Raw genomic sequence first — 24,325 nt, forward strand, 5'->3', positions numbered from 1 at the left:
TAAGATTTTAGTGCAAAGAATTAAGTAAGATGTCGTATATAGAATTAAGCCTTTGTTAATGATTTTTGAAGTGAATAATTCATTCTAGTCACTTCGAGAACTTCATTAATAATTGGTCTTACTTTTTCTTCTGTTATTAAATTTAATCTTTTAGATAAATATAGTTGTGTTAATAATTCGAAGGATGAACCATTTGCTATTCCTAAGAATTGCTTGAATTCTCCGTTAGTATTTCTTCCTGCACCTTCGGATATATTTGAAGGAATTGAAACAGCACTTCTTCTAAGTTGAGATTTTAATCCAAATTTTTCTTCATTAGGGAAATTTTCGGAGGCCTTATAGCAATTCTCTGTTATATCCATTGCTTTTTGCCAAATCTTTAATTCTTCAAATCTGTGCATGATAAATTAGTTTTTTAGTATCGCGTATTAAGATTGTTTTTTTCTAATTGTTGATATTTGAGAACAGTGATTAAAAAGTTCATGTACTTGAAATTTTCTTAGTTACTCATCTTTGTACTTAATACTTTATTCTAAGTGCTTTTCTAATTACGTAACGGTTTTCCTTTAGTTAACATGTGTTGAATACGTTCCAAAGTTTTACGTTCTGTACATAAACTTAAGAAGGCTTCGCGCTCTAAATCTAATAAATATTGCTCTGTTACTCGTGTTGGTTCAGATAGGTCGCCTCCGGCCATAACGTAAGCTAGTTTATTGGCAATTTTCATATCGTGTTTAGAAATATAATTACTATCTTCCATAGCATCGGTACCTACTAAAAACATACCTAAAGCTTGTTTACCAAGGACTAAAACATCTTTTCTTTTAATAGGTTGGGTGTAACCCATATCTGCCATAAGTTTAGCATGTTGTTTGGCTACTGCTATTTGTCGGTCTTTATTAACAACTACAATATCTTTTCCTTTTTGTAAAACGCCCATATCAAAAGCTTCATAAGCTGAGGTTGATACTTTCGCCATACCAATAGTTAAAAAGTATTCTTGAAGAGTGTTTAGTTGCACATCTCCTTTTTTGAATGTGTCTGAAGCTCTTAAAGCCATTTCTTTAGAGCCACCACCGCCTGGAATAACACCAACACCAAACTCAACAAGTCCCATGTAAGTTTCTGCTGCAGCAACCACTTTATCGGCGTGTAATGATAATTCGCAACCACCACCAAGTGCCATGCCATGAGGTGCTGAAATGGTTGGGATGGATGAATATCGCATACGCATCATGGTATCTTGGAAGTATTTGATTGCCATATTAAGCTCGTCATATTCTTGTTCGGCAGCCATCATGAAAATCATGCCAATATTTGCGCCAACCGAGAAGTTTGCTGCTTGATTACCAACCACTAAACCTGCAAAATCTTTTTCAGCTAAATCAATAGCTTTATTTAATCCGGCAAGAACGTCGCCACCAATGGTATTCATTTTAGACTGAAATTCGCAGTTTAATATACCATCGCCCAAATCTTCAATTACAACGCCTGAATTTTTAAAGACTTCATTGGTTTTTCTAATATTATCTAAAATGATGAAACTGTCTTGTCCAGGGATTTTCTCTTGTGATTTCTTATGAATATCATAAGCATAGGTTGCACCTTCCTTAACAGTATAAAAAGACGTGCTTCCAGAGGCTAGCATATCTTTTACCCAAGCAGCAGGCTCTAATCCTTCGGCTTTCATAATTTCAATTCCTTTTTCTACACCAATAGCATCCCAAATTTGGAAAGGCCCATGTTCCCAACCAAAACCAGCTTTCATCGCATCATCAATTTTATATAAATCGTCTGTGATTTCTGGAATTCTATTAGAAACATAAGCAAACAATGCAGCAAAACTTTTTCTGTAAAATTCGCCAGCTTTATCTTTTCCGTTTACTAATACTTTAAAACGGTCAACAACTTTATCAATCGTTTTCGTAAGTTCTAAAGTTGCAAATTTTGCACGTTTAGCCGAACGATATTCAAGGGTGTTTAAATCTAAAGTTAGAATTTCTTTAGAGCCATCTGCAGCCACTTGTTTTTTATAAAAACCTTGACCGGTTTTGCTTCCTAACCATTTGTTTTCCATCATGGTGTTGATGAAATCTGGTAGTTTAAAAAGTTCTAAACGTTCATCGTTTTTACAGTTTTCTGAAATACCGTTTGCAACGTGAACCAAAGTATCTAAACCTACAACATCAACGGTTCGGAACGTGGCCGATTTTGGACGACCAATAACAGGTCCTGTTAATTTATCGACTTCTTCAACTGTTAAATCTAAATCTTTTACGGTGTGAAATAAACTCTGGATACTGAAAATTCCAATACGATTTCCAATAAAAGCAGGCGTGTCTTTTGCTATTACCGAAGTTTTTCCAAGAAATTGTTCGCCATAACCATTCAGGAATTCTAAAACAGACGCCTCTGTTTTTGGCCCAGGAATGATTTCGAATAATTTTAAGTAACGTGCTGGATTAAAAAAGTGGGTTCCGCAGAAGTGTTTCTGAAAATCTTCACTACGTCCTTCACTCATAAAATGAATAGGAATTCCAGACGTATTCGATGTAATTAATGTTCCTGGTTTTCGGTATTTTTCTAAGTTTTCAAACACCATTTTTTTGATGTCTAATCTTTCTACTACCACTTCCATAATCCAATCTACCTCGGCAACTTTAGCGATGTCATCTTCTAAATTTCCCGTGGTTATTCTACTTGCAAAAGCCTGACTGTAAATAGGCGAGGGTTTCGATTTTAAAGATTTCGTTAAGGCATCATTTACCAATCGGTTTCTTACAACTTTGTCTTCTAGAGTGAAGCCTTTAGCTTTCTCTTTGTCGTTTAGTTCTCTGGGAACAATGTCTAATAATAATACATCAACACCAATATTGGCGAAGTGACAAGCGATACCGCTTCCCATAATTCCGGAACCAATAATCGCCACTTTTTTAATTCTTCGTTTGTTCATCTTATTTTAACTAGTTGTCGTTTTGTGTGTATATTTTTTTGTTAGATACCATGTCTAAGATCACATCGGCTACTTCATTAAAGTGCTTTAGTTTTTCTTCGGTGATGTTGTTTTTTATTTTATCATTGAATGTTAAAACACGATCTTTCGAATAGTCTCGTTTTTCAATGCCGAAAGGAGTGAGTTTAATAATTACGCCTCGGCCATCTTCTGGATTGGGATGTCTATCAATCAATCCTTTTTTTTCCATAGTCTTTAAAATCCTTGAAAGACTTGTGGCTTCCATGCCCATTTTAGGACCTAAAGCAGTCGATGGAGTGCCTTTTTCTGGATCTATGCTTAATAAGGTAAAACCCGTTGCCATAGTACTATCAAATTTTAAAGCTTCTTCATTATACATTTTTTTAACCGCAAGCCAAGTGGTTCGTAAAACGTAATCTATAGTTCTATCTTTCATATTAAGAGGTTGTTGTCTCCAAATATAGTAAAATATACTATGCGTGCATAATATATTTTTGTTAATTTATTAATTTTTTATTAATAAAACAATATTAGGTTAGCCTCTATAAATTTTTTCAATAAGCGGAAGGTACTTTTGTTTAATAACCTTACGTTTCATTTTCATGGTTGGCGTTAAGTGCCCTGCGTCAATAGACCATAGGTCTGGGGTAATTTCAAATTTCTTAATCTGTTCCCATTTGCCAAAGTTTACATTTGCGGCATCAACTTCTTCTTGAATTCTCGCGTGTAAGTGCGGATTCGTTATTATGTCTTTATTGTTGGCAAACGTAATGTTATGGCGTTTAGCCCATTCTTTAACAAACTCAAAATTAATTTGAATTAAAGCGGCGGGCATTTTTTCACCTTCACCAATAACCATGATTTGTTCAATAAATCGAGATTCTTTAAATTGATTTTCAAGTAAGGCAGGCGCCACATATTTACCTCCCGAAGTTTTAAACATTTCTTTTTTTCTATCGGTAATTTTTAGGAAACCATCGATATCCATTTCACCAATATCACCTGTGTGGAAATAATCACCCTTAATAACTTCGGCTGTTTTGGCTTCGTCTTTATAATAACCCATCATGACGTTGGGGCCTTTTACAAGTATTTCTCCGTCTGCGGCAATTTTAACTTCAACGTTATCAATTACTTTACCAGTAGTTCCTACTCTAAAACCACCGTTGCGCATGTCGTTTACAGATATAACAGGGGAGGTTTCTGTTAACCCATAGCCTTCCATTATGGGTAAGCCGGCAGCAGCAAATATTCTGGTTAATCGAGGTTGTAGTGCGGCGCTACCAGACACCATAAGGTCTAAATTACCACCAAGAGCTTCCTGCCATTTTTTAAAAATAAGTTTTCTTGCTATTTTAAGTTGAAACTCATACCACCATCCGTTTTGACCATAAGGTTCGAATTTTAAGCCTAAATTTACGGCCCAAAAGAAAAGTGCTTTTTTTATACCTGAGAGCTCACTGCCTTTAGCTATAATTTTATCATACACCTTTTCGTATAATCGGGGTACGGCGGTCATAACGTTAGGTTTAATTTCTTTGAGATTATCGGTCATTTTATCGATAGATTCCGCAAAGTAAATTTCCGCACCACAATATTGGTATAAGTATAAGATCATACGTTCGAAAACATGGCAAACCGGTAAAAAACTTAGGGTTTTTGCTTTTCCATATTGAAATGGAACACGGTTTTGGCTATTTAAAACTGTTGAAACTAAATTGTTATGAGAAAGCATAACGCCTTTAGGTTGCCCTGTAGTTCCAGAGGTGTAAATTAAGGTTGCTAAATCGGTCGATTTTACGCCGTTTTTTATAGTTTCAACTTCAGCTTGATTACTTTTATCATCACCTAATTTGAGGACTTCTTTCCAACTTGCTTCGTTTTTAATATCATCAAAGGTGTAAATGTTTTTAAGTTTGGTGTTCCCTTTAATAGCATTTAGTTTTTTTACAATGTCTTCATCTGAAACAAAACAGTATGTAGATTCTGAGTGATTTAAAATATATTCATAATCTTCTGCACAAATAGTTGGATATATAGGAACATTTTGAGCACCAATTTGTAACACCCCAACATCGAGAATACTCCATTCTGTTCTATTTGTAGAAGAAATAACGGCAATTTTATCGTTTGGCTTTACACCTAATTTTAATAAACCACGACTTATGGCATTGGCTTGATCTACATAGTCTTGAGAAGATGTAGATTGCCATTCTCCATGGTGTTTTGTGTTAAGTGCCTTATCTAAATTATATGTTTCTAATTGATAATAAGGGAAGTCAAAAAGTCTGGTGATTTTGGTCATTTGATATTAAAATTATATATTGCAAAATAGGAAATAAAATAAGATAATCAAATATTAGATAAAAAAAGTAATGGATTCGTATAAAACTTTATTTATTTTTATCAATCTTCTATTGTGTGCGTTTTTAGTTTTCGGTGCAGTTTTAATTGAAATTAATTTTTTTGGTGATATTAAGGTACGATTTTTTGGTTTAAAACACCTTAATTTTAACGTCCTTTTAATACCTGTTGTTTTTTGTTGTAAATACCTTCCTTTCTTTTAATAAGAGTTCGTTGATATTCTTTACTTTTGAAGCTTTATTACATTAGGGGTATGATTAAAAAGCATGTAAAAAAGCTTTCTTTTTTTTTAATAATTTTATGTCATTTAGGGTTTTTAGCTGCGATATTTTTCGAAAATCAAAATAATATTTTTGTTTCAGCTTTTATTATTCTGTCGTTAATATTACTCAGAGTTACATATAAAAAAACACCGTTAAGTTCTGGGAGTCACAGTTTCGAGCACGTGTTAACGGTTGCCTTTGTTTTTTTTGGTGCTATTCTAACCTATGTTTTGTGTACTTCTTTTGGACTAAGCAGTGTTTTATCGGCTAGTTTGGTTGGTTTAATTGCTAGTTTTATTCCTGACTTCTTTAAAAAAAGTGTCTTTATTCAGGGAATGCCAACGGCTGTATATTGCGGTGCATTTGTGGGGATGACGAATATAAATGTGGCTACAGATTATGTGTTTATTACCCTAGCCAGTGCTATTACCGGTTTGTTGTTGGTTGGAACTAAGGATACCTTTCATGGTGTTGGTGGTAAATTAGGAACTTTGGCTTTTGGAGGTGTAGCATTTGCTTTTTTTATAACCTATTTTATTTCTCAATGGATATAGAGCAATTCATATTATTTTTAGTTGGCGGCATTTCAGCAATGGTTACGTTCTTTTTGCATGTCGATTTGAAACAAGGGCCGGTGAGAGCATCGGCTTTAGTTGGTGTTTTGTTTGGAGTATTTGTTTTATGGTTTCCTGATTTATTATCGGCTTATTTAACTAAAAATTTGCCATTAGTTTGTTTTGGAGCCTCTTTTATAGGGATGGTATCTTCTAAAGTGCTATCAAATTATTTTTTAATAGGGTTCTCTGGAGTTGTGTTTACCATTATTTTTTTTAATACGAGTCGCTATTTTAATGGTTTTGGTGGCGGCTTAGGTTCGGCGGCTTGCATTGCGCTTTTAGTTAGTTTGAGCTTTCCTGTTTTAAGGAAACAACGGCGATTGCGAAAGCGGGGCTTGCAAATAAAACGGAAGATGAACTCTAAAAGAGAAAAATAAGATTGAACACAAAAAAGTGGGTTGAGAATTGTGTCTTAACCCGCTTTTTTATGATATAACAACAATATATTACTTTTTCTTAATCCAAAGACGTGCGTTTACGAAGGCTTCTAACCAAGGGAAAACGTTATTTTTTCTGTTTTTTTTGACTAAGAATTATTAATAAAGAGGCCAATACTTTTTTATAGTCTTGACCTCTAAAGGAGATTAATAGCTTTTTTATTACTGTTTAATGATTTTAAAATTTTGAGAGTAGTTGTTACTATAAAGTTTAAGTAAATAGATTCCTGACGGTAGTTTAGAAACATTAATAGTTTTTGATGTTTGGTTCATATTTTTTAAAACTACCTGTCCTTGTATGTTGTATATACTATAGTTGTATTTTTGGTTGGGTGTTTTAATGTTTAGTATATGGTTAACTGGGTTAGGGTAAATGGTAAAAGCCGTGGGACTAATTGTTTCTGTACTTAAAGTAGATTGCAGTTCGTAGGCTCCAACATCAATGATGGTATTTAAAATGCGAGGGTTACCAGTAATATCTGTACTTTCTGTATTAAAACTATTGTCACCTGCATTTACAAGTACACCTTGATTAGCTGGGTACAAACCGTCATCTTGGGTACCCCAAATACCATCATTACCAATAGGATTACTCTTATTTATAAACGGGTCTGAAGTAAGTTGGGTAAAACTAAGCTCTGAATTACCTAAAAGATAAGAGGTCTCACTAAAGTTATTAATGCTATTTGAGTTAATAATAGCTGCAGGATAAACACTGCTGTTATGAATATCATTACCGTTTGCATAAAATACAGAGTTGTGTAAGGTAACTTCAGAGCTTGGTGAATTTACCATGCCACCACCCCTGTTTTCTGTAGTTGTATTACCATAAAAAGTTGTGTTAATTATGCTAGGGGAACTCGAAAAGTTATGTATACCACCACCTTCTTCTGCCGAATTTTCAACAAATACAGTATTAATAATGGTAGGAGAAGCCCCTATATTATATAGTCCGCCACCATATTTTGCTGAATTTCCAACAAATATGGTATTAATAATAGAAGGTGAAGCACTAACGTTACTCATACCGCCACCTTTTCCAGTGGTAGAATTGTTTACGAATCTAAAGTTGCTGATGGTAGGATTTCCATGGTTTTGCATACCTCCTCCATTAAAATTATTAATGGATTGGCCATTAATAACTGCTTGCTTAATACCATTTGCATTTCCTTGGGTTATGGTAAAGCCGTCTAATAAAGCAGCATTGGTAAGGTTTGTAGTAACCACAACTCTTAAGGTATTATCGCTGTTGTTGTCTAGTACACCTACATCACCACTCAAAATGGTTGGGTTACTATAGTCTTGGGTGTCATTACTTACATTATAGCTTCCTTTTATTTGAATATCATTTTGAATTAAAAAATAATAATCTCTAGGGCTGGAGCAACCACCAGTGCATAAACGAGAAGTTGATGGTTTAAAGGTTTGTCCTCCAGCTACACGTATTTCGCCTGTAAAACCACAGTCTTGTATAGCTAGTGCAGTTTCTATATCGGTAAACGCATTTGTCCAACTGCGACCATCATTAGTACCTGTAGCGTTTGCATCTACATAAATAATGGAATCAGAACTTGAATTGATACAATAATTTTGAAATTCATAAGCTCCAATATCAATAGTTGAGTTATTTATCCTTGGATTTCCTACCAAATCTAAGTCGTTATTTAAATCACCACCAGCATTCGTGTATGCTGTATTACTACCAGCATCTATGGCAGGAGAGTAGGCATTTAATTGATAATCATTTGTGTATAAAGGGTCTGTATTTTCTATGTTGTTACTTCCTGTTATGTTAGGGGGTAAGTTGCCATTGTTACCACTTGTTCCGTTATAAAACAAACAATAATTTGCAGTTCCCGTACCCGGACCATCGTCATTTATATTCCCATTTGTACCACTATTATTGGTGAAAATGGTATTTGTTGCATTGATGCTACCGTTATAAAAATGTACACCACCACCATTATTGGAGTTGTTGTTTGCAATGGTACAATTGGTAATGTTTATGGTGCCACTTTCGGCAGATATAGCGCCTCCATTATTGTTGGTTGCATTGGAATTGAAAAGCGTATTAATTATTTCTAAAGTTCCTCCATATGAAACCAAGCCTGCGCCTACAACAGCATGATTACTTCTAATGCTACAGTTGAATATTTTGTTATTTCCATTGTTATAGACTCCTGCACCAGTGCGTCCAATAAAAGTTGGGGAATTTTCTGTGAGATCATCGGCATAGCCCCACTGTATATAAAACCCATTAATTTCAGCGTTGTTACCAACCATGGTTACAATGGTATGGCTATCTCCGGGGTTTTCGGTTAAGGAATTATTTAAGTCCCCACTTAAAATGGTTGGGTTTTCAGCCCAGTTGCGCGCATCGGCTGTGGTTTCGGTACCGTTGAATCCTCCTAGAATAGTGGTACCCTCGGGGATAACAAAACTATCGGTTTCTAACGTTCCAGGCGTGTAGGTGCCTTGTGCTACCCAGATTTGTAGAGGCGTGGTTGCCCAACTAGGGTCTTCGTTTTGTTTGGCCCAAACTAAAGCATCCGACAGTTCTGGGATGGCATTAGTCCAAGAGTTACCATTTGCTGAACCACTGCTTGTATTTTTATCAACATAGAGTATGTTGTTAGCATCGGGTGTAATTGTTGGTCCTGCTGCAGGTATTTCTAGTTGAATATTATGCCAACCGACGTTATTTAAAGTGTTCGCGATTTCTTCGTCAATTTCAAAACCTGTAATATTAGTAGAATTGATTGTGTTATCAGAAGTAATTGTACCAGTAACAGGAAAACCGTCTTCTTGCCCTCCTGCATTTGTGTTTTGAGAAAAGATACCTCCTTTTAAATTTTTAATGGTTACCTCTCCTTCTTTAAAAGGATTGTCGAAATCAATGCTTACAAAATTGAAATTGATAGGAGCTCCGTTTTTTAATAGTTCAAAGGTTTCTTTATCTGAAAATGCCGAGTAAAAAATATTGTCTCCACCTCCTAAATCTTCTAAGACTAAATCTCTAGAACAACTTACTTTTAGTAAATAGGAGTTTCCATCTACGGTAATGGTTTCTTCAATACGGTTGTCTGAACTTGTGACTCCTCCAGTACCACCATAATCTATGGCATTATCAATAGTGAAATTTAAATTGGTTTGAGCAAAACTAATGCTTGAGATAAGAAAAATAAATAGATATAAGTAGTAGTTTTTTTTCATAGTAGTTGATTTAAATTTATTAGGGTCTAGGAGGAAATATGCCTTCAAGACAAATAATATAATTTACTGCTATAAAAGGCTGCATATTATCATGAGCAGCTCCATTTCCTGATTTATTAACAGCAATAGTATCCATAGGCATTGTATTGTTTTTAATATCGCTATACGTATTCCCATCAGCTAAATAGTGATTTGCTGCTTTTGTATATGTCTGACTCCCTCTTTCCAAAGGAGAAGCTATTTGAAGACTAGCTTCATGACTATGACTAGGCATTTCTTCTAGAGATAAACTTACTTTTTCTTTGCCTCCTTGAGCACCTAATTTATAATTAGAAAATCCATAACCTTGACCAGCACCAATAGGAGTTCTTCCTCTAAAGTCTGGTAGGGCAAATGTAGATCTTCCGTCACCTCCGTAGGTGGTTCCTATCAAAGAATATAGTGTTGTATTTCCCGCTATTGGCAGTAACTGTCCATGGCAAAAAAGCCATCCTTTTGGAGCAAAATTACCGGCAAATATTTTTATAATTCCTATATATTCATCCATAGTATTTTACTTAATAGTTATTTCTTCCAATTTAATTTTTACAGCCTCACCTTTAACAGCTTCAATGCTATAAGAACCATACTTATCTAATGTTAATATAAATTCACCTTTACCATTATAACGGCAGTATGCTTCTGTAGTTGCCACTCTAATTAATAATCCAAACTCGCCTTCTGGAATAGGATAATCTGGAATTTTATCTGTTCCTAAATCAATAAAAGTTACATTACTTGCAGAAATACTTAAATAGGCATTTGTTATATCTTTAAATGTAGATGTGTCATGATTTAAAATAGGGTAATCATGGCGTTTTCCCGCTTTGGTGTAATAGAGCAATCCCTGGTCATGGAAATCATTTTTAATGGTAAGTGTATACATCTTTATAGGTGTTTATATTGTCAAAACTATAAACGTCTTATAAATACTGAAATACGTGTTTTTAATAAATATTACGTAGGGGTACGTAGTAATTAAATAGCGTTATTAACCTGCTGTTAAAAATAACTACGGTGGTTATAAGGTTATAAACCAAGAATGAATGCTTTATATTTTTCAGCCCAAAAGGACAAAGAAGTGTCGTTAGATACTAAGTCGAGCTTATGAATAATGTTGCTTCGGTGTTTTTCAACTGTGCGAATAGAAACAGTCAGTTGGTTTGAAATTTCTCCAGAAGTATAGCCTTGTGCAATTAGTCTAATAATTGTTCTTTCTGAAGGTGTAAGGAGTTTAAATTTTTTTAATTGGGGGTTTATATCTTCATCAAAGATTTCATTAAAAGTTTTACTAAAATAAGTTTTTCCTTTTAATACCTGTTGTAAACAATGATCTAATTCTTCAAAAGGTTCGTCTTTTAATAAATACCCTTGAATTTGAAGTTGTTCTGCTTGTATGATGATACGTTGTTCTTTATATGAAGTCAGTAAAATAAATTTGGTTAGTGTGTGGTTTTCTTTTGCTTTTTTTATAACCTCAATACCAGATAATATAGGCATTTCTATATCTAAAATAGCAATAGTGGGCTGTTGTTCAATAATTAAATTTAATGCTTCTAAACCTGTTTTTGCTTTTCCAGAAACTTGATATTCTTTAGATTCTAGCGCTTCTATCATGCCTTTTAATAACAAAGGATGGTCATCGGCTACAATAATTGTTGCGTTTTTATTTAAGTTATGCACGGTATAGTTGCTTTTAAAATAGTCCCTTCAGAAGGTTTGCTTTCTATTAGAAAATTTCCTTTTAAAATTAGAATTCTTTCGGATAAGGTTTTAAGGCCTAAACTTTTTGATATTTTTATTTTATTAAGATCAAAGCCTTTACCATTATCTCTTATTTGGATAAAAATAAGATTTTCATTTTCTTTTATCGAGATGTTTACAGAATTTGCTTCAGCATGTTTAATAATATTATTTAAGCTTTCTTGCATAAATCGATATAAATGAACGTGATCATTTTTATTTAAATGATTGTCAATGTTGTCGATTTCAACTGTAAAAAAAATGTCTGTATCGTTATCCAAATCATAAATAAGTTGGTTAAGGCTAGATGTAAGGCCTAACTCATTTAGTAGTGGCGGGTATAAACCTCTAGATATGGATCGCACTTCTTCCAAAACGTCATCGGTTAAATGGGTTAATTGGGTGTGCGCTATATTTTGTGCTTTCGTTTTAATAAGACTTAGTTGTTGTCCTACACCATCATGTAATTCTCTAGCGATACGCGTACGTTCTGCTTCTTGCCCTAATAAAAGATTTCTTGAAAATTCTTTTTGTATTTTCTGTTTTCTATTTTCATACTTTTTAGACATTAAAAGGTAAAGGATAGTAAAAACAGAAACTAAGCTTAAACCACCAAAGAGAATCCATTGTGTTTTTAGTTTATTTTCGGTAGAAAGCAATTCAATATTTTTTTTCTGTTTAGCAATTTCAAAATCTTTTTTTTCAACATCAAATAAACTTTGCACATAATCAAAGCGTTTTCTAGTCGTGCGTTGCTGTAAAGAATCTTTAAGATGAGTATAGTTTTTAAAATGTTGTAGTGCATTTTTATGGTTACCTAAACCCTCATAGGTTTTAGCTAAAAGTTTTTCAAATTCTAAAACATTTGCAGCTTCTTTAGCTTTTTTTACAGTATTATAAACAGGTAATATTTGCTGTTTGGCTTCTTCGTATTTTTTATGGGTATATAAATTAGTGCCTAGCGCTAAACAGTAGTAAGTGTTCAAAAAACTATTGTTTTTATAACTACGCATTAATTTTTTTAAAACAATTAAATGTTCATCCGATGTTTTTAAATCGTTATGTCTAGCATAAATGTAAACGGCACAAGCATAGCTAAGTACTTTTATGATATTCTTGCTTTCTGAGTTAACAGTATTTACTTGCGCTATCGCTTTTTTAGCATGGAAAATCTCTTTGTCTTTCTTGTTTTTTTGAGTAGAGGCATCAATGGCTGCAGTAATGTGAGCCATAACAACAACATCTTTAGTAGATATTAACGGTTCTAGTTTGAATATTTTTTCTCGTACTTTTTCAGCTTCGTTATAAAGTCCATTAGTACCAAATAAACGGCTAAGTCCATTTAATGACCATAAATAAGATATCGTATCTTTTTGATGTTGAAAAAGGGTAATGGCTTTGTTAAAATATTTAGCACCATTAACAATATCTTCTAATTTGGCACTGTTTTCTCCTGCTACTAAATAGGTATAACCGTATTCATATAAAGAAGAATCTTTTTCTGTATTAAATCGTTTTATGTTTTCATTAAGAATGGTTAACGATTTATTGAATTTTTGAAGGTATGTAGCCGCTTCAGCATAATTAATATAAAACTTAGTAATCTGCTCTTTATTGGTACATTTATTAATTTTAGATTGGAAATCTTCGGCTATTTGATAAGCCTTTACATTATTAACATGGTTAAAGGTATAATACTTAATACATTTATTTACATATAATAATGCGCTATTATAATCTTGGTGTTTTAGAGCAAAATCTATTTTGTTTTCAAGAAATTTAATGGCCGTACTATCTAAAACATTTGTTTCAGTTAAAACAATGTTATTAAGTGTTTTAAGTTGGCTATTAGCAGAGTTTGCTGTTTTAAGTTGTTTGTTTAAAAAGACATCATCTATTGTGTCTTGGCTGTAAACAAGCCAAGACACACAAAGCAAACAATATGTAAGTAGTTGCTTTTTGATAGATGCTGAAATTTATTTTTTCTCAATCCAAAGACGTGCGTTTACGAAGGCTTCTAACCAAGGTGTTGCTTCGTCTTTTCTGTTTTCTGGGTAATTTGCCCAGTTCCATTGGAACGTAGAACGCTCAATATGTGGCATAGTTACTAAATGGCGCCCTGTTTTATCACATAACATCGCGGTGTTATAATCGGAACCATTTGGGTTATTCGGATACCCTTCATAACCATATTTAGCAACAATATTGTACTGATCTTCTTTTTCTGGTAAGTTAAATTTACCTTCACCATGAGAAATCCAAACTCCTAAAGTGCTTCCTGCTAAGGTAGAAAGCATCACTGAATTATTCTCTTGGATTTTTACAGAAGTAAATGAACTTTCGTGTTTTTGAGAATCGTTATGGTGCATTTTTCCATGAACTTTATGTTCTGGATTAATCTCTTCTAATTCCATGAATAATTGGCAGCCATTACAAATTCCAACAGATAAGGTGTCTTCTCTTTTAAAGAAATCTTGAATAGCTTTATTCGCTTTTTCGTTGTATTTAATAGCGCCAGCCCACCCTTTTGCAGAGCCTAAAACATCGGAGTTTGAAAAGCCACCAACAGCTCCTAAAAACTGAATATCTTCTAAGGTTTCACGACCAGAAATTAAATCGGTCATGTGCACATCTTTGACATCAAAACCAGCTAAATACATGGCGTTTGCCATTTCACGTTCAGAATTAGATCCTTTTTCACGTAGAATAGCTGCTTTTGGACGTTTGCCTGTAAAAGCCTCTAATTTTCCTGTGAAATGTTTCGGGAATGTATATTGAAGTGGTTGATTTTTATAGTTGTTGAAACGGGCTTCAGCTAAATCATTAGCCGTTTGTTTTTGATCTAATAAGAATGATGTTTTATACCAAACATCTCTAGTTTCAGCAATATTAAAGCTGAAATTATCATCGTTATTTTTTATATTTAAGTTTCCGGTGTTATTTGCAGAACCAATATTGAAGAACTCTATGTTGTTTTCAGCTAAAACTGGTTCTACTGAAGCATCCGCTTGAAAAACAAGTCCAGAATTTTCAGCAAATAATACTTTTATAGAATCTTCTTCATGTAATGCAGAAAGATCTAAATCGGCACCTAAGTTCACATCCGCAAAACAAAGTTCTAATAAAGTGGTGATTAAACCACCGGAAGCCACATCGTGTCCTGCTTGTATTTTATCGTCTTTAATTAAATTTTGGATGGTATTGAAAGCTGTTTTAACAAAAGCGGGATTCTTTACATCTGGAGCATCATTTCCAATTGTATTTAAAACTTGGTTGAAAGAGCTTCCTCCTAGTTTGAATTTATCTTGAGACATGTTGATGTAATAGATGTTTCCGCCATTATGCTTTAATAAAGGCTCTACAACTTTGGTTATATCATTACAGTTAGCACCTGCAGAAATAATCACAGTACCAGGAGAAATTACATCGCCATCGGGATATTTTTGCTTCATAGAAAGCGAATCTTTTCCGGTTGGAACATTCACACCTAAATCGATAGCAAATTCTGAAACTGCTTGAACCGCTTCATATAAACGTGCATCTTCACCTTCGTTTTTACATGGCCACATCCAGTTAGCTGAAAGTGAAACCGATTGTAAACCATCTTTTAAAGGCGCCCAAACTAAGTTGGTAAGCGATTCTGTAATGGAGTTTCTACTTCCTGCTTTCGGGTTAATTAATCCAGAAATAGGCGAGTGCCCAATAGTGGTTGCCACACCTTCTTTGCCTTTAAAATCTAAGGCCATAACACCCACGTTATTTAGAGGGATTTGTAACGGTCCAACACATTGTTGTTTGGCCACTTTACCACCAACACAGCGGTCTACTTTATTTGTTAACCAATCCTTACAAGCCACAGCTTCTAATTGCAATACTTGGTTTAAGTAGATTTGTAAGTTTTTGGTTTTGTATCTTGAGTTTTTGTATTTTCTAACAACGGTTTTATCGGTTAAAACCGTTTTAGGAGAACTACCAAACATGTCTTCTAAAGCTAAATCCATTGGTTTATGGCCGTTGGTTTTAGATTCAAAAGTAAAACGGTCATCGCCTGTAACATCACCAACTGTGTACATTGGTGAACGCTCACGCTCTGCAATTTTGTTTAAGGTTTCAATATGGTTTTCGGCAATTACTAAGCCCATACGTTCTTGAGACTCGTTACCAATAATTTCTTTGTCAGATAAAGTTGGGTCTCCAACAGGAAGCGCATCTAAATCGATTTTTCCTCCCGTATCTTCAACCAATTCAGAAAGACAGTTTAAGTGTCCGCCAGCACCGTGATCGTGAATAGAAACAATAAAGTTTTCGTCACTTTCTACCATGCCACGAACGGCATTGGCCGCACGTTTTTGCATTTCTGGGTTAGAACGTTGTACCGCATTCAGTTCAATTCCTGAAGCAAATTCTCCTGTATCGGCAGAAGATACTGCGGCTCCACCCATACCAATTCTATAATTTTCGCCACCAAGAATAACGATTTTATCACCGGCTTTAGGCGTGTCTTTTAAAGCTTGGTCTGCTTTACCATAACCAATACCACCCGCTTGCATAATCACTTTATCGAAACCTAATTTTCTTGCTGGAGATTCGCTTACAGAAGCATTTTCATTATGTTCAAAAGTCAATACAGAACCTGTAATTAATGGCTGACCAAATTTGTTTCCAAAATCTGAAGCACCGTTAGATGCTTTTATTAAAATATCCATTGGGGTTTGGTAGAGCCAATCTCTAGCTTCAAACTTTTGTTCCCAAGGACGGTTTTCTTCTAATCGAGAATAAGAGGTCATATAAACCGCTGTTCCAGCTAAAGGTAACGATCCTTTTCCTCCAGCTAATCTATCTCTAATTTCTCCACCAGCACCTGTTGCTGCTCCGTTAAAAGGTTCAACAGTGGTTGGGAAATTATGGGTTTCCGCTTTAAGCGAAATTACAGATTCGAAATTTTTTGTTTCGTAAAAGTCGGGTTTGTCAGCAGTTTTAGGCGCAAATTGCTCTACTACTGGTCCTTTTACAAAAGCGACATTATCTTTATATGCCGAAACAATATCGTTTGGATGTGTCTCGGATGTTTTTCTAATTAATTTGAAAAGTGACGTCGGTTTTTCTTCACCATCAATGACAAAAGTTCCGTTGAAAATTTTGTGACGACAATGCTCTGAATTTACTTGAGAGAATCCGAAAACTTCAGAATCTGTCAGCGGACGTCCAATTTTTTTAGCAACACTTTCTAAATAATCTACCTCTTCATCACTTAAAGATAAGCCTTCTTGTTGATTGTAAGCCGAAATATCTTCGATGTTTAAAATAGCTTCTGGTTTAATGTTGATGGTAAAGGTCTCTTGGTTCAAGCTTGAGAACTTTTCTGAAATCATAGGATCGAAATCTTTGAAATCTTCAGTAGAAGCTAAGAATTCTTCAATTCTGATAATATCTGAAATTCCCATATTCTGAGTAATTTCAACAGCATTGGTACTCCAAGGCGTAATCATGGCTGCTCGTGGGCCAACAAAAAAAGCATCTATGGATGCTTGCTCTATTTGAGGTTGGTCTCCAAAAAGCCATGTTAATTTTGCAATGGTTTCGGTAGATAATTCTTTTGTTGTTTGAACAGCAAATACTTTACTGGTTACGTTTCCAAAGAAATGAATCATTATATGTGTGTTGTTAGTTTAAAGAAAGTGCAAATTTAATTCTTTTTAGTTGATTTTCTATTAAAAATGTGCGAAGTAACAGATTGAGTTATTAAGGGGTTTTAAACAAAAAAGCGACCCTTTTTTAAGGCGTCGCTTTTTAATTATTTTATGCAATAGGTGTTTGTTTAACCTGTTAATTTATAATTATAGGAATAGCGATTACTGTTTTTTCTAAAGTGAAATTTAGTTGAACAGCATTATTATTTAAATAAATAAAATTGGCTAATACATTTAAAACGGGTTGTGTAATGCGTTTTGATGTTATCGTGGTTTCTGCTACTATTCGGTTTTTATTAAAAGGTTTATTGTCTTTTTTATAAAAAACAACAAGCCAGTCGTTTCCAGGGAAAGCATTCATGGATTCGTTAAGCGGTGCCCAATCGTTTCCTGGGAATTTTACATTTGAGTTTTTTGGTTTCCAATCGTTGCCCGGAAATAAAATTTTAGAATTTTTAGGCTTCCAGTCATTACCAGGGAATTTAACTTTGGAGTCTGTTGGTTTCCAATCGTTGCCAGGGAAAGCATAAACTTGGTCATTATCCGGTTTCCAGTCGTTACCCGGAAATAGTAAAATAAGATACTTGCCAGCTTTTATTTTAATGTTATTTATGGTTACGTCTTTATTAAATTCTATTTCGGTGGAGCCGTTAATGCTTTGTTTCCATTGTTCTTTGTAGGTTTCCACGTCTTTATCCGTAATCCGTTTTACTTTTGTTTTGTGTGTTAAATTAATTTTTAATTCAGTTTGTCCAACTTTATGAATAGTCGTTGTTGTTACGTCTAGTTGTTGAGCTGCAATTTTCGTATTGATGCTTGCTAGTAAAAACGCAAAAAATAGAAGTCTAATTTTCATATAAAGAATTATTAAAAACAGGCTGCAAACAGAAATGTTCTGTGTGTAATGTTTTGTTATTTAGTTTGTTATCAAATGTAGTGAAAAATAATTAATTTTTTTAAAACTGAAATAGGACTCTAGATTAGCTCGTTTATTCTTTGTGTTTTTTGTAAAAGAAAACGAGCGTAATACCCTCGGTTTATTAAGGTACTACGCTCGTTTTAAAAGCTTGTTTATGTATTTTCGAATTACTACTGAATTAGCAATTTGATTGTTGTTTACGCCTTGCGTTCTAGTAAAGCCATGTAAAACCCATCGAATCCAGATTTGTGTGCCATTACTTTTTTATCTTTTACTAAAGAGAAGTTTTCTCCGGCTTCCGATTTTAAAAATTTAGCAACCTGTTCTTGGTTTTCCGAAGGTAATACCGAACAAGTGGCATAAACCATTTGTCCGCCTGCTTTTACCATTCTAGAATACTGTTGTATAATCTCTTGTTGGGTTTTCTTGATTTTATCGAGAAATTCTGGTTGCAATTTCCATTTGGCATCTGGGTTTCTTCTTAAAACACCTAAACCAGAACAAGGAGCATCAATTAATACACGGTCGGCTTTATCGTAAAGTTTTTTAATCACTTTAGTCGATTCTATCGCTCGGTTTTCAATATTATGAGCACCATTACGTTTAGCACGTCGTTTTAATTCGTTTAATTTATTACCATAAATATCCATGGCAATAATTTGTCCTTTATTTTCCATTAAAGACGCCAAGTGCAAGGTTTTTCCACCCGCGCCAGCACAAGCATCTACCACGCGCATACCTGGTTCTACATTTAAAAACTCGGCAACTAATTGCGAAGAGGCATCTTGTACTTCAAAATGTCCGTTTTTAAACATGTCTGTAGAAAATACATTGGCACGCTCTTTTAATTTAAGAGCACTTGGATGGTTTGATAAAAAATCGGTTTCAATATCTAAATCGAATAAGGCGGTTTGTAGCGCTTCCTTAGTTGTTTTTAGAGTATTTACACGTAAAATAACATCGGCTTGCTGGTTTAAAGCTTCAATTTCCTTGCTCCAAAGCTCTTTTCCAAGTTCTTTTACGCCAATTTCATCCATCCAATCCGGGATAGATTCTTTAAATTTTCTGTTTTTAGACAGTTCATCGTATCGGCCTTTAATACGGCGTAAAGGTGTGCCTTCAAAATATTTCCAATCGGGTAATTTTATACCTTTTAGTGTCGCCCAAACGGCAAACATGCGCCATAGGTTATCACGATCAAAAGGTTCTTTTACTTCGGCAATTTCGGCGTATAAACGTTTCCAACGCACCATATCATAAGTGGTTTCAGCAACAAAACCGCGGTCTCTCGCGCCCCAGCGTTTATCTCGTTTTAATAATTGTTGTATCACCTTATCGGCGTATTTGCCTTCGTTAAATATTAGGGTTAAACCATCAATAACCGCAAAGCATAAATTTCTGTGTAATCGCATTTTTTTGTATTCTCGGTTTTCTGTTAGCGGAGGTTGGTAAACGGGGTTCGAATACCTTCTTCTATTAAAATCAAACCGTATTAATTTAATATAGTGTGCAAAGTTACGCTTTATTCATTAATAATTTTTCTTAATTTGCAGCGATTAATTAGCACTTTTGGAAGAACAAGACTTTATTAACGATTTAATAGCAGGAAAGTCATTTGCTTATGGCAAGCTTATAGACCTTTTTCAGCAAAAAGTGTTTGCAACTTGCATTTCGTTTGTGCCAAATAAAGAGGATGCGGAAGATATTGCGCAGGATGTGTTTGTTGAGGTTTTTAATTCGATTAAAAAATTTAAAGGAAATTCTAAGTTGTCTACATGGATTTACCGGATTACCACAAATAAATGTTTAGAGTTTATTAGGAAGAAAAATACTAAAAAACGATTTGCATTTTTGCAGTCTATTATGGGAAATGATATTCCTGTGGACAAAACCAAGTATTTTACCGAAATGAATCATCCCGGGGTTTTGTTAGAAAATAAAGAAAAAAGTGAAACGCTTTTTAAGGCTATTAATCAGTTACCCGATGCGCAACGTGTAGTGTTTACATTGAGTAAAGTGGATGGAATGAGTTATCAAGAAATTTGCGAGGTTACCGAGAAAAGTTTATCGTCGGTAGAGTCTCTCATGTTTCGAGCTAAGAAAAATTTACAAGATATTTTAGGTGATTTTTATAAAAACGATTTAAAATAAAAAAGCGGAAGTAACGCAAGTTTTTAAAACTTATTGCATCTAAATTATTAAACACAGTAAAAATGGAAAATAATAAAGACATACAAAACAAGATTGATAGCGCTTTAAGTGCTATGGATGCTATTGAAAACGTTAATGTGTCTCCTTTTTTTAAGGATAAAGCCATGCAGCGTTTGTTTGCTGAAAAAGAAGAAAAAATAACCGTTTGGAATTGGTTTACTCCAAAATTGCAATTGGCTACATTGGTTTGCGTTGTGGTTTTAAATGTATTTGCATTTACGCAGTTAAAGGCGTCTAATAATTCGAGTTATAATGAAAACATTGAGCAGTTTGCCGAAACTTATGGGTTGTCAACAAGTTTAGAAACATCATTTTTAAATTAAATCAGATGAAAAAAAATATACCTTTATATATATTACTGTTATTTTTAATTGTAGTCAATGCTTTTTTCTTATTTAATTATTTAGGAAGACCCAATTTTGAAAAAGATAATCCATCTAGAGATCCGGCAAGTTTTTTAACAGAGCAGTTGGAATTTAGCGAATCGCAGATTAAAGAAGTCGAAGTTATTAATAAAAAACAACATCAAAATATGATGACGATAAACCATGATGTTCGTCGTTTAAAAGATGAGTTGTTTAGTAAATTATCCAGTGAAACAATTAATGAGCAAGTTGTAGATTCTATAACGACTTTAATAGGATTGAAACAAAAGGAAATGGATAAAATGGCTTTTTATCATTTTCGATCTATTCAAGAAATTTGTAATGACACTCAGAAAGAAAAATTTAAAACAATAATGAATGATGCCCTTCAAAGAGGTTCTCATAATAGAGAGCGGTTGCCAAATAAAGAAGGTGAAGAAAGAAAAGGGCCTCCGAGAGGAGGGATGGGAGGAGATCGTCAAGGTCCGCCACCGCCAAGGCCTTAAATAATCTAAGAGACTCTAATTAATTTTAGGGTCTTTTTTTTTGTGATTATATTAACACGTGGAAGCACAAGTTTACTAGAAAGATCCCATCTAAACTTACATAAACAATAAAATAATATATTAAGATGAAGAATAAAACAATTAAAGTAGGAGTCTTAGTTTTTGGATTAACATTATTAACTACTGTGCAAGGATTTTCTCAATCAGAAAAAAGAGAACAGAAACAGCAACCACCAGCCTTTAGTGAGTTGTTAAAAAAGTTGGATGCTAATGAAGATGGAAAACTTTCGGAGCGTGAGGTAGATGGTCCTTTAAAAGAACACTTTGCAGAAGTAGATGCTAATAAAGATGGATTTATAAGTGAAGATGAAATGAAACCAAAAGGGAAAACAGAAACTTCAGAGAGGAAAGGAAAAGGAAAAGGAAAAGGCATGCCAACTTATGCCGAGTTATTAGAGAAGATGGATGAGAATAAGGATGGTAAACTTGCAGAAAGTGAAGTTAAAGGACCTTTGAAAAATGATTTCGCTAAAGTTGATACAGATAAAGATGGATTTATATCGGCGGCTGAATTGGAAAATGCGCCTAAGCCAGAACGTCAACAAAGAAGATAGATTATTAATGTGTTTATAGATTAGATTAGATTTAATATTGTGGTTGTTAAAAGACTCAAAATTTTGAGTCTTTTTTTGTGTTAAGATTTTTTTAACATAAAATGAGCGCAAGTTTTAAAAAGGATAGGCATCTAAACTTTCATGTAACAATTTAGTAACACTCTGTTAATATTAAATAAATTGATCATATGCCGCAAAACATCAAAAAAATAATGAGTAGGTTTTCTTCTATTTCGTTGGAAGAAATGAACAGTGTCGCCTTAATGAAACGTACCGATACCAAGTTTGTAATAAACAAATCTCAGCTGTTTGCTGTTTTAAACGAAATTTCAGATCAATACAAAGTATTAGAAATTAACGCCGATAGAATTATGAGTTATTCATCGTTGTATTTCGATACAGTAGATAATAAGTTTTATAACGACCATCATAATGGTAAAAATAATAGAACTAAAATTAGACAACGCAAATATGTGGAATCTAACCTTTGTTTTTTAGAAATAAAACAAAAAAATGGTAAAGGTGAAACCAATAAAACGCGGATTCCAGTTCAAGATTTTGAATTGAATTTATCTAAATCTTCAGAAGCGTTTATTGCCGAAACGACACACCAGGATTTTAATTTAGAGCCTAGTCTTTGGAATGGTTTTAACCGAATTACGTTAGTGAATTTAAAAAGTAAAGAACGGGTTACAATAGATTTAAATCTGTCTTTTAAAATAAATGAAACAGAAAAAAACTATCATAATTTAGTTGTTGTGGAAGTTAAGCAAGAGCGTTTTAATAGAAATTCTGCTATAGTAAAAGCTCTAAAATCCTTACGCCAACACCCTTATAATATTAGTAAATATTGTATTGGAATGGTGAGTCTTTATAACGATTTAAAGTATAACATATTTAAAAAGAAATTAATTAAAATCAATAATATATCAGCATAATTATGGAGTTTTTAGAGATACCAATATTCGACGATGATTTTTTTAAAATGGCATTTCGCTTTCTAATAAATTTAGGGTTTCTTACCCTGATTATTAGATATCTGTATTACACGTCCTCTAAACGCAAGGATTATTTGTTTACCTTTTATATGATAAGTTTTATTGTGTTCTTTTTGTGTTTTACGCTTAAAAAATACGAATTGGATATCGGTATGGCATTAGGTCTTTTTGCCATATTTGGTATAATTCGGTATAGAACCGATGCTATTGCTATAAAGGAAATGACCTACTTATTTGTGGTTATTGGGGTGTCTGTAATGAACTCGTTGGCAAATAAAAAAATGAGTTATGCCGAAATTCTTTTAGCCAATACCGTTATTGTTATTTCAATAGGTATTATAGAGAAATTTTGGCACTTAAAACATGAAGTCACAAAAGAGGTCGTGTATGAAAATATTGAAAATATTAAACCTGAAAATCACGCTTTGCTTAAGGCTGATTTAGAAAACAGAACAGGGTTAGCTATAAACGAAATATCTGTTGGCGATGTCGATTTTTTGAGAGATACCGCGGTTTTAACCATATCCTATTATAACCGAAAGTAGAATTTTTATAAAACTAATAAGTATGAAATTATTTAAAAAAAGGCGATCGTTATTTGTATTAATTCTACTGTTAAGTGTGCTTTGTGTCAATATAAATTATGGGCAAACAGATGACACTAGCGACTGGGCGTCGTGGAATACCATTGGGTTTAAATATAAATTAAATAAAAAATGGAGCTTCGCTTTAGAGGAGCAGCTTCGGTTTAAAGAAGATATTTCTGTAATTGATGAATATTTCACCCAATTGGAAGCAGAATATGAGTTTTTTAAAAATTTTAGTTTAGGAGCTGGACTTCGATATATAAGAGAAAATGATAATCAAGGGAATGTTCAAGGTTATGAAAATCATTTCAGATTTAATTTCGACCTCTCTTATAAACATAAAATAGATCGATTTACTTTGGGGTATAGATTGCGCTATCAGAATAAGAATGAATTAGGTGTATCTTCCAATGACGGTGATTATGCAAATCAAAATATACGTTTAAAGACGTCTCTTAAATACAATATTAAAAAATGGCCGTTAGATCCTAAGTTTTCAGCAGAATTATTTAATCATTTTGAAAAAGAAGATGATAACGGCTTTAGTAAATATAGATTGACTTTTGGTACAGATTACGATATAAAGAATTTTGGCAAAATCGGACTTTTTTATCGCATGGAAAAAGAACTAAATGTAGATATCCCCGAAACTACCAATATTATCGGGCTAAAATACACGTACACCCTTAAAAATAAAAAATAAATTAGGTAACATCTAAGGGTAGGTGTTTATAATAGAGGTAGACAAGTATTATCGGGCTAATCATCTTAATAATAAATTAATT

The 24,325-nt window shown here is 33.6% G+C and carries 21 protein-coding genes; 9 read left to right on the top strand and 12 right to left on the bottom strand.

Features of this window, described 5'->3' with window-relative positions:
• Window positions 1-44: 44 nt before the first annotated feature.
• The 4 genes from FQU21_RS00295 to FQU21_RS00310 all read right to left on the bottom strand — a co-directional run bounded on the left by FQU21_RS00295 (window position 45) and on the right by FQU21_RS00310 (window position 5,279).
• Window positions 45-401, bottom strand: coding sequence for a four helix bundle protein (locus tag FQU21_RS00295; protein ID WP_147676025.1), 357 nt, complete (start codon window positions 399-401; stop codon window positions 45-47).
• A 143-nt stretch (window positions 402-544) separates the two neighbouring features.
• Window positions 545-2,953, bottom strand: coding sequence for a 3-hydroxyacyl-CoA dehydrogenase/enoyl-CoA hydratase family protein (locus FQU21_RS00300; RefSeq protein ID WP_147676026.1), 2,409 nt, complete (start codon window positions 2,951-2,953; stop codon window positions 545-547).
• 10 nt (window positions 2,954-2,963) lie between these two features.
• Window positions 2,964-3,410, bottom strand: coding sequence for a MarR family winged helix-turn-helix transcriptional regulator (locus tag FQU21_RS00305; RefSeq protein ID WP_147676027.1), 447 nt, complete (start codon window positions 3,408-3,410; stop codon window positions 2,964-2,966).
• Window positions 3,411-3,509: 99 nt separating this feature from the next.
• Window positions 3,510-5,279 (bottom strand): AMP-dependent synthetase/ligase, encoded by a 1,770-nt coding sequence (locus tag FQU21_RS00310; protein WP_147676028.1) that lies wholly within the window; start codon window positions 5,277-5,279, stop codon window positions 3,510-3,512.
• A 312-nt stretch (window positions 5,280-5,591) separates the two neighbouring features.
• Here FQU21_RS00310 and FQU21_RS00315 point away from each other — a divergent pair, with 312 nt between their 5' ends.
• The gene (locus FQU21_RS00315) at window positions 5,592-6,155 is read left to right on the top strand and encodes a hypothetical protein (RefSeq protein WP_147676029.1); all 564 of its coding nucleotides are present in this window, start codon (window positions 5,592-5,594) and stop codon (window positions 6,153-6,155) included.
• Entirely contained in the window at window positions 6,146-6,595 is a 450-nt protein-coding gene (locus FQU21_RS00320; RefSeq protein WP_147676030.1) for a hypothetical protein, read from the top strand. Before FQU21_RS00315 ends, FQU21_RS00320 begins: the two co-directional genes overlap by 10 nt.
• Window positions 6,596-6,817: 222 nt before the next feature.
• Here FQU21_RS00320 and FQU21_RS00325 read toward each other — a convergent pair whose 3' ends face one another.
• The 8 genes from FQU21_RS00325 to FQU21_RS00360 form a co-directional block, all read right to left on the bottom strand.
• Window positions 6,818-9,868: a T9SS type A sorting domain-containing protein gene (locus tag FQU21_RS00325; protein ID WP_147676031.1), complete on the bottom strand. Its 3,051-nt coding sequence runs from the start codon at window positions 9,866-9,868 to the stop codon at window positions 6,818-6,820.
• A 19-nt stretch (window positions 9,869-9,887) separates the two neighbouring features.
• Complete coding sequence (locus tag FQU21_RS00330) at window positions 9,888-10,415, bottom strand: phage tail protein (RefSeq protein ID WP_147676032.1); 528 nt, start codon at window positions 10,413-10,415, stop codon at window positions 9,888-9,890.
• Window positions 10,416-10,421: 6 nt separating this feature from the next.
• Window positions 10,422-10,793 (bottom strand): hypothetical protein, encoded by a 372-nt coding sequence (locus FQU21_RS00335; RefSeq protein ID WP_147676033.1) that lies wholly within the window; start codon window positions 10,791-10,793, stop codon window positions 10,422-10,424.
• A gap of 143 nt (window positions 10,794-10,936) precedes the next feature.
• Window positions 10,937-11,590, bottom strand: coding sequence for a response regulator (locus tag FQU21_RS00340; protein ID WP_246124691.1), 654 nt, complete (start codon window positions 11,588-11,590; stop codon window positions 10,937-10,939).
• Complete coding sequence (locus FQU21_RS00345; protein WP_147676034.1) at window positions 11,578-13,578, bottom strand: sensor histidine kinase; 2,001 nt, start codon at window positions 13,576-13,578, stop codon at window positions 11,578-11,580. The genes FQU21_RS00340 and FQU21_RS00345 overlap by 13 nt, the downstream gene beginning before the upstream one ends.
• 48 nt (window positions 13,579-13,626) lie before the next feature.
• Window positions 13,627-17,301, bottom strand: a complete 3,675-nt coding sequence (purL, locus tag FQU21_RS00350; protein ID WP_147676035.1) for a phosphoribosylformylglycinamidine synthase — start codon at window positions 17,299-17,301, stop codon at window positions 13,627-13,629.
• Between the two features lie 175 nt (window positions 17,302-17,476).
• Window positions 17,477-18,196 (bottom strand): DUF2911 domain-containing protein, encoded by a 720-nt coding sequence (locus tag FQU21_RS00355; RefSeq protein WP_147676036.1) that lies wholly within the window; start codon window positions 18,194-18,196, stop codon window positions 17,477-17,479.
• Window positions 18,197-18,456: 260 nt separating this feature from the next.
• Window positions 18,457-19,671, bottom strand: a complete 1,215-nt coding sequence (locus FQU21_RS00360; protein ID WP_147676037.1) for an RsmB/NOP family class I SAM-dependent RNA methyltransferase — start codon at window positions 19,669-19,671, stop codon at window positions 18,457-18,459.
• Between the two features lie 157 nt (window positions 19,672-19,828).
• Between FQU21_RS00360 and FQU21_RS00365 the strand changes: the two genes are divergently transcribed.
• The 7 genes from FQU21_RS00365 to FQU21_RS00395 all read left to right on the top strand — a co-directional run bounded on the left by FQU21_RS00365 (window position 19,829) and on the right by FQU21_RS00395 (window position 24,243).
• The gene (locus tag FQU21_RS00365; protein ID WP_147676038.1) at window positions 19,829-20,410 is read left to right on the top strand and encodes an RNA polymerase sigma factor; all 582 of its coding nucleotides are present in this window, start codon (window positions 19,829-19,831) and stop codon (window positions 20,408-20,410) included.
• A gap of 62 nt (window positions 20,411-20,472) precedes the next feature.
• Window positions 20,473-20,793: a hypothetical protein gene (locus FQU21_RS00370; RefSeq protein ID WP_147676039.1), complete on the top strand. Its 321-nt coding sequence runs from the start codon at window positions 20,473-20,475 to the stop codon at window positions 20,791-20,793.
• Between the two features lie 5 nt (window positions 20,794-20,798).
• Window positions 20,799-21,341, top strand: coding sequence for a hypothetical protein (locus FQU21_RS00375; protein ID WP_147676040.1), 543 nt, complete (start codon window positions 20,799-20,801; stop codon window positions 21,339-21,341).
• Window positions 21,342-21,466: 125 nt separating this feature from the next.
• Window positions 21,467-21,955: an EF-hand domain-containing protein gene (locus tag FQU21_RS17610; protein WP_246124692.1), complete on the top strand. Its 489-nt coding sequence runs from the start codon at window positions 21,467-21,469 to the stop codon at window positions 21,953-21,955.
• Window positions 21,956-22,167: 212 nt separating this feature from the next.
• A complete protein-coding gene (locus tag FQU21_RS00385; RefSeq protein WP_187269289.1) occupies window positions 22,168-22,893 on the top strand; it encodes a polyphosphate polymerase domain-containing protein in 726 nt (241 codons plus the stop codon).
• A 2-nt stretch (window positions 22,894-22,895) separates the two neighbouring features.
• Window positions 22,896-23,498 carry a DUF4956 domain-containing protein gene (locus FQU21_RS00390; RefSeq protein WP_147676042.1) on the top strand — a complete coding sequence of 201 codons (603 nt, stop codon included), beginning with the start codon at window positions 22,896-22,898 and terminating at the stop codon, window positions 23,496-23,498.
• 22 nt (window positions 23,499-23,520) lie between these two features.
• The gene (locus FQU21_RS00395; protein ID WP_147676043.1) at window positions 23,521-24,243 is read left to right on the top strand and encodes a DUF2490 domain-containing protein; all 723 of its coding nucleotides are present in this window, start codon (window positions 23,521-23,523) and stop codon (window positions 24,241-24,243) included.
• Window positions 24,244-24,325 lie beyond the last annotated feature (82 nt).

The organism is Algibacter pacificus (assembly GCF_008033385.1).
Lineage (GTDB): Bacteria > Bacteroidota > Bacteroidia > Flavobacteriales > Flavobacteriaceae > Algibacter > Algibacter pacificus.

Bases quoted from the DNA above. Each gene is read 5' to 3' on its own strand.
- FQU21_RS00295 (WP_147676025.1), bottom strand. From the start codon at position 401: ATGCACAGATTTGAAGAATTAAAGATTTGGCAAAAAGCAATGGATATA.
- FQU21_RS00360 (WP_147676037.1), bottom strand. From the start codon at position 19,671: ATGCGATTACACAGAAATTTATGCTTTGCGGTTATTGATGGTTTAACC.
- FQU21_RS00315 (WP_147676029.1), top strand. From the start codon at position 5,592: ATGATTAAAAAGCATGTAAAAAAGCTTTCTTTTTTTTTAATAATTTTA.
- FQU21_RS00395 (WP_147676043.1), top strand. From the start codon at position 23,521: ATGAAATTATTTAAAAAAAGGCGATCGTTATTTGTATTAATTCTACTG.
- FQU21_RS00375 (WP_147676040.1), top strand. From the start codon at position 20,799: ATGAAAAAAAATATACCTTTATATATATTACTGTTATTTTTAATTGTA.
- FQU21_RS00300 (WP_147676026.1), bottom strand. From the start codon at position 2,953: ATGAACAAACGAAGAATTAAAAAAGTGGCGATTATTGGTTCCGGAATT.
- FQU21_RS00335 (WP_147676033.1), bottom strand. From the start codon at position 10,793: ATGTATACACTTACCATTAAAAATGATTTCCATGACCAGGGATTGCTC.
- FQU21_RS00355 (WP_147676036.1), bottom strand. From the start codon at position 18,196: ATGAAAATTAGACTTCTATTTTTTGCGTTTTTACTAGCAAGCATCAAT.
- FQU21_RS17610 (WP_246124692.1), top strand. From the start codon at position 21,467: ATGAAGAATAAAACAATTAAAGTAGGAGTCTTAGTTTTTGGATTAACA.
- FQU21_RS00310 (WP_147676028.1), bottom strand. From the start codon at position 5,279: ATGACCAAAATCACCAGACTTTTTGACTTCCCTTATTATCAATTAGAA.
- FQU21_RS00330 (WP_147676032.1), bottom strand. From the start codon at position 10,415: ATGGATGAATATATAGGAATTATAAAAATATTTGCCGGTAATTTTGCT.
- FQU21_RS00390 (WP_147676042.1), top strand. From the start codon at position 22,896: ATGGAGTTTTTAGAGATACCAATATTCGACGATGATTTTTTTAAAATG.
- FQU21_RS00370 (WP_147676039.1), top strand. From the start codon at position 20,473: ATGGAAAATAATAAAGACATACAAAACAAGATTGATAGCGCTTTAAGT.
- FQU21_RS00325 (WP_147676031.1), bottom strand. From the start codon at position 9,868: ATGAAAAAAAACTACTACTTATATCTATTTATTTTTCTTATCTCAAGC.
- FQU21_RS00305 (WP_147676027.1), bottom strand. From the start codon at position 3,410: ATGAAAGATAGAACTATAGATTACGTTTTACGAACCACTTGGCTTGCG.
- FQU21_RS00320 (WP_147676030.1), top strand. From the start codon at position 6,146: ATGGATATAGAGCAATTCATATTATTTTTAGTTGGCGGCATTTCAGCA.
- FQU21_RS00385 (WP_187269289.1), top strand. From the start codon at position 22,168: ATGAGTAGGTTTTCTTCTATTTCGTTGGAAGAAATGAACAGTGTCGCC.
- purL (WP_147676035.1), bottom strand. From the start codon at position 17,301: ATGATTCATTTCTTTGGAAACGTAACCAGTAAAGTATTTGCTGTTCAA.